Annotated in this window: 6 protein-coding genes; 4 read left to right on the forward strand and 2 right to left on the reverse strand. The window is 65.4% G+C overall.

The window, feature by feature from the left end; all coding sequences use genetic code 11:
* The first annotated feature begins 9 nt into the window (after window positions 1-9).
* The 4 genes from WC493_RS07410 to WC493_RS07425 all read left to right on the forward strand — a co-directional run bounded on the left by WC493_RS07410 (window position 10) and on the right by WC493_RS07425 (window position 4966).
* Complete coding sequence (locus WC493_RS07410; protein WP_373064111.1) at window positions 10-789, forward strand: SDR family NAD(P)-dependent oxidoreductase; 780 nt, start codon at window positions 10-12, stop codon at window positions 787-789.
* A 20-nt stretch (window positions 790-809) separates the two neighbouring features.
* On the forward strand, window positions 810-1838 hold the full coding sequence (locus WC493_RS07415; RefSeq protein WP_373064113.1) for a D-2-hydroxyacid dehydrogenase: 1029 nt from the start codon (window positions 810-812) through the stop codon (window positions 1836-1838).
* The gene (locus tag WC493_RS07420; RefSeq protein ID WP_373064115.1) at window positions 1828-3804 is read left to right on the forward strand and encodes a CocE/NonD family hydrolase; all 1977 of its coding nucleotides are present in this window, start codon (window positions 1828-1830) and stop codon (window positions 3802-3804) included. Before WC493_RS07415 ends, WC493_RS07420 begins: the two co-directional genes overlap by 11 nt.
* 112 nt (window positions 3805-3916) lie before the next feature.
* The gene (locus tag WC493_RS07425) at window positions 3917-4966 is read left to right on the forward strand and encodes an IS481 family transposase (RefSeq protein WP_373064117.1); all 1050 of its coding nucleotides are present in this window, start codon (window positions 3917-3919) and stop codon (window positions 4964-4966) included.
* Window positions 4967-5528: 562 nt separating this feature from the next.
* On the opposite strand, the gene WC493_RS07430 is transcribed toward WC493_RS07425, so the two are convergent.
* Both WC493_RS07430 and WC493_RS07435 read right to left on the reverse strand, forming a co-directional pair.
* Window positions 5529-5957, reverse strand: coding sequence for a hypothetical protein (locus WC493_RS07430; RefSeq protein ID WP_373064119.1), 429 nt, complete (start codon window positions 5955-5957; stop codon window positions 5529-5531).
* Between the two features lie 77 nt (window positions 5958-6034).
* A complete protein-coding gene (locus WC493_RS07435; protein ID WP_373064121.1) occupies window positions 6035-6439 on the reverse strand; it encodes a hypothetical protein in 405 nt (134 codons plus the stop codon).
* Window positions 6440-6586 lie beyond the last annotated feature (147 nt).

Raw genomic sequence — 6586 nt, forward strand, 5'->3', positions numbered from 1 at the left:
GATACCCGCATGGCGACGACGGAGGGCCGCCTGAGCGGCCGGGTGGCGATCGTGACCGGCGGCGGCAAGGGGATCGGACGGGCCATCGCCGTCGACTTCGCGCGGGAGGGGGCGGCCGTCGCCGTCCTCGCCCGCAGCGACATGGACAGCGCCGAAGCGGTGGCCGCGGAGGTCCGCCGCCACGGCCGCCGGGCGCTGGCCGCGACCATCGACGTTACCGACCCGGCCTCGGTCGAGACGGCGATGGATCTCGTCGCCGCGGCGCTCGGCCGGATCGATATCTTGGTCAACAACGCCGGCCACGGCCGAGCCGCCCTGCTGGCGGAACTGCCGGCGGCGGAATGGGACGCGACCTTCGCGGTGAACACCAAGGGGTGTTTCCTGGCCGGCACCGCCGCGGCCCGGCGCATGGCCGCGGCCGGCGGCGGGACCATCGTCAATATCGCCGGGGCTTCGGCCCATCGGGCCTGGGCCGGGCGCGGCGCCTTCGCGCCGTCGAAGGCGGCGGTGATCAACCTGACCCGGCAGATGGCTCTGGAATGGGCGCCAAGCGGCATCCGCGTGAACGGCGTCAGCCCCGGCCCGATCTTCGCGGCGGACGACCCCTGGCGCGACCGCCGGCCCGAGCTGGTGGCGCGCTTCGGCCGTCTTCCCCTCGCCCGCCCCGGCTTGCCGGAGGAAGTGGCCAAGGCGGTCACCTTCCTCGCCTCGGACGATGCCGCCTATATCACCGGGCACATGCTGCCGGTCGATGGCGGCAGCCTGCTCACCTGGTATGTCGACCGCTGACGGCGAGAACGGGATCGCCCATGAAATCGACAGAATTGCACCGAGATGCCGACGGAAGGCCCGCGCCCCTTCGTCTCCTGGTGCTGCGGCCGCCGGGGCAGTCGGCGGTCTTCCACGTGACGCCCGAACGTCTGGCGGCGGCCTTCGCGAGGGCCGGCGTCGAGATGAGGGAGATTACGGTCGAGACCCGGCCCGACGGCGATCCCGCGATCGCCGACGCTCTCGTCCGGGCCGACGTGCTGATCGGCGCCGACGTGCCGACGCGCCTGCTCGGCGCGGCCCGGCACCTCGGCCTCATACAGTTGAGCTCGGCCGGGATCGATCATCTGCTGCCGCTCGATTGGCTGCCGCGCCATGTCGCGCTGACCACGGCGAAGGGCGTGCATGGCGCGAAGCTCCGCGAATGGGCGATGATGGTGTTCCTGATGCTGCATAACCAGATTCCCCATTTCGTGACGGCGCAGCGCCGTCACGGGTGGGAACGGAAGCTGGCTCCCTCGGTCGCCGGGCGGAGGGCGCTGATCTTCGGGACCGGCGGCATCGGCCGGGCGATCGCGGCAGGCGCCGGACAATTGGGCATCGAAGCCGTCGGCGTCGGCCGGCGGGGCGGGCCGGCGGCGGGCTTCGATGCCGTACTCTCGCCCGCCGAGGCCGAAACGGCCCTGGGGACGGCGGATTTCGTCGTCCTGGCGTTGCCCCTCACCCCGGCGACGCGGGGCATCGCGGATGCCCGCTTCTTCGGCCGCATGGCGCCGGGGGCGGGCTTCGCCAATTTCGGACGCGGCGACCTCGTCGACCAGGAGGCGCTGATCGCGGCGCTCGACGGCGGGCGGCTCGGCGGCGCGGTGATCGACGTCACCACGCCGGAACCGCTGCCGGCCGGCGCCGCACTCTGGGATGCGCCACGGCTGATCGTCACCCCTCACGTCTCGGCCGACGATCCGGCGGGACATGTCGACCGCATGCTCGACATCCTGGTCGAGAACCTGCGCCGGCGCGCGGCCGGCCTTCCCCTGCTGAACGAGGTGGACCGTTCCCATGGCTATTGAGCAGGCCCCCGCAGCTTTCCGTCAGATCACGATCCCCCTGTCCGACGGCACGCCGCTGGCGGCGCGGCTGTGGCTGCCGGAGGACGGCGCCGGCCCCTTTCCGGTGGTCATGGAATGGATCCCCTATCGCCAGTCGGACATGACGGCGGTCGGCGATTCCATGATGCATGGCTGGTTCGCCCGCCACGGCATCGCCTGCGTCCGCGTCGACATCCGGGGCAGCGGCAATTCCGGCGGCCTGCTGGGCGACGAATACCTGCGCCAGGAACAGGACGACGCCGTCGAGGTCATCGCCTGGCTGGCGTCACGGGATTGGTGCAGCGGCTCAGTCGGCATGATCGGGATTTCCTGGGGCGGTTTCGCCGCCCTCCAGGTCGCCGCGCGGCGGCCGCCCGCGCTCAAGGCCATCATCACCTGCTGCTCGACCGACGACCGCTATGCCGACGATGTCCACTACATGGGCGGCTGCCTGCTGTCCGACGGTATCGCCTGGGGTCACGGACTGTTCGGCCAACTGGCCCGGCCGCCCGATCCCCGGCACGTCGGCGACAAGTGGCGCGAGATGTGGCATCGGCGCCTCGAGGGGTTGGAGCCGCCGCTGGCGTCCTGGCTGGCGCATCCCAGGCGGGACGATTTCTGGCGCCACGCCTCGGTCTGCGAGGATTACGGCGCGATCGCCTGCGCGGTCTATGCCGTCGGCGGCTGGACCGATGGTTACAGCGACGCGGTCCTGCGCCTGATGGAGCATCTCTCGGTCCCGCGCAAGGCGCTGATCGGGCCCTGGACCCATGTCTATCCGACCTGGGGCGCGCCGGGGCCGGCCGTGGACTTCCTGCAGGAGGCGCTCCGCTGGTGGAAGCACTGGCTGAAGGGCGAAGACACCGGCATGATGGCCGAGCCGACGATCCGCCTCTGGCACGGCGAAGGCCTGAAGCCCGACGCCCATATGCCGGCGATCGGCGGCGATTGGCGGGGCCTGCCGGCCTGGCCCCCCGCCCCCGGGACCGATGCGTCGCTCTTCCATCTGGACGAGGGACGCCTGGCGTCCGCCCCGCCGGTGGCACCGCCGTCGATCCCGGTCGACACGCCGATGACCGCCGGCATGGCGGGTGGCGAATGGTGCCCCCTGGACGGCGGCAGTTCCGGCCCCGAATTCCAGACCGATCAGCGGCCCGACGATGGGCTCTCGGTCTGTTTCGACACTCTCCGCCTGGGCGCCCCCGTGGATCTGGTCGGCAAGGCGTTCCTCGACTGCTCCGTCGCCCTCGCCGGATCGGTCGCCACGCTGGCACTGCGGCTTTGCGACGTGGCGCCGGACGGCACCTCCGCCCGCGTCACCTTCGGCCTGCACCGGGTGGAACGTCCGGCCGGCGTTCCCATCGGCGTCCCCTTCCGCCTGCGCCTCGCCCTGAAGGGGGTCGCCTATCGCTTCGGCGCCGGTCATCGCATCCGCCTCGCCGTATCGAATGCCTACTGGCCCATGGCCTGGCCCGAGCCGACGCAATTGGGTGTCGTCCTGCATCTCGCGGGCGCCAGCCTCTCCCTGCCCGGCCTGCCGGCGGAAATGGTGAAGCTGCCCGCCATGGCGCCGCCCCAATGGGCCCCGGCGCTGCCGCACGAGATCCTGCGGCCCGAGGAGACCCGCCGGATCACGACGATCGACGCCGCCAGCGGGCGCACGACCTTGACGATCGAAACGAAGCGCCAGGCGACGGAAGTGGACGGCCTCACCTTCCACAGCGACGGGCTCGACATCTTCTCGATCCTGCCGGGAGATCCCGCCAGCGCCCAAGCGACGATCACGCGCGAGATGCACATGCGACGCCCCGGCTGGGCCATCCGCCTCGAAACCCGCAGCGATGTCGGGGTGGAGGCCGGCCGCCTCGTCCTCGACTGCCGCATCGCCGCCTTCGAGAATGACGGCCTCGCCTTCTCGCGGCATTGGCGGCGTGTGCTGAGAGGGTAATGACCTGACAGATAGAGCCACACCGGCCCCGCGCGGGGCCGGTGTGGCCATGCCGCCTCTGGGCGGGTTTGATGGAGTTGCGAGCAACATCGCCCCCCGACCGGGGACGAACATGACCACGGAGAAGAAAGTAGCACGTCGCAAGCTCAGCTTGCTCGAATTGGCGGCCGATCTCGGCAATGTCAGCAAGGCCTGCCGGGTGATGGGATATTCCCGCCAGCAGTTCTACGAGATCCGCCGGAACTTCCAGACCTATGGCGCCGAAGGGCTGATCGACCGCCTGCCCGGTGCCCGCGGCCCTCATCCCAACCGGGTCGCGGCCGAGGTCGAACAGGCCATCCTCGACCATGCCCTGGCACATCCCTGCCACGGCCCCATGCGCGTCGCCCAGGAACTGGTCCTGCGGGGCGTTCAGGTCTCGTCCGACGGGGTGCGCGGCGTCTGGCAGCGCCATGCCCTGCTGACCAAGCACGACCGCCTGCTGCGCCTCAAGAAGGCCACCGCCGAGCGCAAGCTGACCCTCTCCGACGATCAGGTCCGCCTGCTCGAACGCTTCAGCCCCGAGTTCCGCGAACGCCACATCGAGGCGCCCCATACCGGCGCCCTCGTCGCCGTCGACACTTTCTTCGTCGGCGCCCTCAAGGGTGTCGGCAAGGTCTATCTCCAGACCGCCATCGACTGCCACAGCCGCCATGCCTGGGCGCGCCTCTATCCCAACAAGCTGCCGCTGACCGCCGTCCAGCTCATGAACAACGACGTCCTGCCGACCTTCGACGCTCATGACGCCAGGATCGACGCGGTCCTGTCGGACAATGGCCGGGAATTCTGCGGCCGCGAGGACCAGCACCCCTACGAATTGTTCCTCCAGCTCGAAGGTATCGAGCACAAGCGCACCCGCGTGAAGCGCCCGCAATCCAACGGTATCGTCGAGCGCTTGCATCGCCCCCTGCTCGACGAGCACTTCAGGGTCGAGGGTCGCCGGACCTGGTTCGAGACCATCGAAGAAATGCAGGGCGCGCTCGACGAATACCTCGTCGCCTACAACACCAGGCGACCTCACCAGGGCCGGGGCATGAACGGCAGGACCCCCGCCAAAGCCTTCATCGACGGCCTGCCGAAGGAGACCAACGCACCAACATCAAAGCCAAACAAAGCGGCCTGAAAACCCTGCCCATAAAGGCGGCACTGTCAGCCAATTACCGTTTCTGTACAGGCGGAATGCACGCATATGTACGGAAGTAATGGCCCGAGAGCGCCTTCCAATATCGGTCAGCATTCCGCGACCGCGAGGACCAACGCTCCGATAACCTCGCGCGTCCGCTAGAGAGCATCGAGCGCAAGCGCGCCCGCGCAAAGACCCGCAATCCAACGGCGCCGTCGAGGCCGGCATCGCACCCTGCTCGATGAGCACTTCAGGGTCGAGGGCCGCCGGACCTGGTTCGAGACCATCGAAGAAATGCAAGCGTCGCACGACAACTACCTCGTCGTCTACAACACCAGGCGACCTCACCAGGGCCGGGGTATGAACTGCAGAAACCCCCGAAAAGGCATTCACCGATGGACTGCCGAAGGAGACCAACGCACCCACATCAAAGTCACAAAATGCGGCCTGAAAACCCTGCCCATAAAGGCGGCACTGTCAGCCAATTACCGTTCCTGTATAGCTCGTCGACATTGCTACTTGCGGAACATTGCCGAAGATGCGAAATAGCGTGGTTTTTGTGTTACGATTGAACCTCAGATGCCAATTCCGCTTGCGCTTCATCGACAACTTTATACAGTTTTTTTCTATCAACCTCCAATAAATAACGATTTTTTATCATTCTTAGCGAATCCCGAATATTATCTGCCAACAAGGCAAGCCTCTCAAGCTCCGAAGAGCGCTGCCACAACGAGAAATCTATGTTGAGTCCTACGCTTACCGAATTATCTGATTTCTTATACCCAACATAATCAGGTGGCGGAGGAACAATATTTCTATCAATTATCGTTGGCAAAATCAGTATGCCCGATATTGGGGAAGAAAACTCCGCGTTATCAATTATAAATTTAATTTTCTCTTCAAAAATCCAAGACAAATTTCCATTTCCGATATTCACTGTTGTGACCGGCCGAACGAGAAATCGAAATTTAGTATTTTCTTTTCGAGCCATGGTTCCTTCCCATAAACTTTCAATTTACCACTATGCCTCCCGCGATCACAGGCCTAAAATCTTCGCTCATGATTGCCCTAGAAACGAGATGATAACGGCGGCAAACGCCCATTTTCTATGAAATATTTTGCATGTAATCCAAATTCTTCGACGCGAGCCTGCAGTCGCGTTGGGTAGACCCCGAGCAACTGCATGCGCGCCCCCATCGCCGCATATTGAGTTGTCGAATATCTACTTTGGGGAATGGGATTAGATGTTATCCCGTATTTTAAAATAACATCTTTTGGGTCGACTAACTGATACACATATGTCGGCCGCTGCGATTCCAGAGAACTTCCATGCAACATTTGATCAGCAGTTGCATTATCGGTCTCACCAAACAAATCATCAGCAGCTTCGTTGAAGAGCTCCTCCACTAGGCCGAAAGCGTAGCCGACGGCGCCCCCCGCGACGGCGCCACTGGCCGCCACTTGCGGAGCCACGGCCAGGCACGCCCCCTCTGTAGCTAAAGCACATGCGGTAGCAGTAGGGCACCTCTAAAAACCCGAGCCACCTGACGGGTTTCGTGATTCCATTGGCTTGATGTCACGACGGGGGGCGTCATGGGTCAGCCTGGGTTCTTCGATCTG

Origin of the sequence: Zavarzinia sp. (genome assembly GCF_041650655.1) — a bacterium.
Classification (GTDB): domain Bacteria; phylum Pseudomonadota; class Alphaproteobacteria; order Zavarziniales; family Zavarziniaceae; genus Zavarzinia.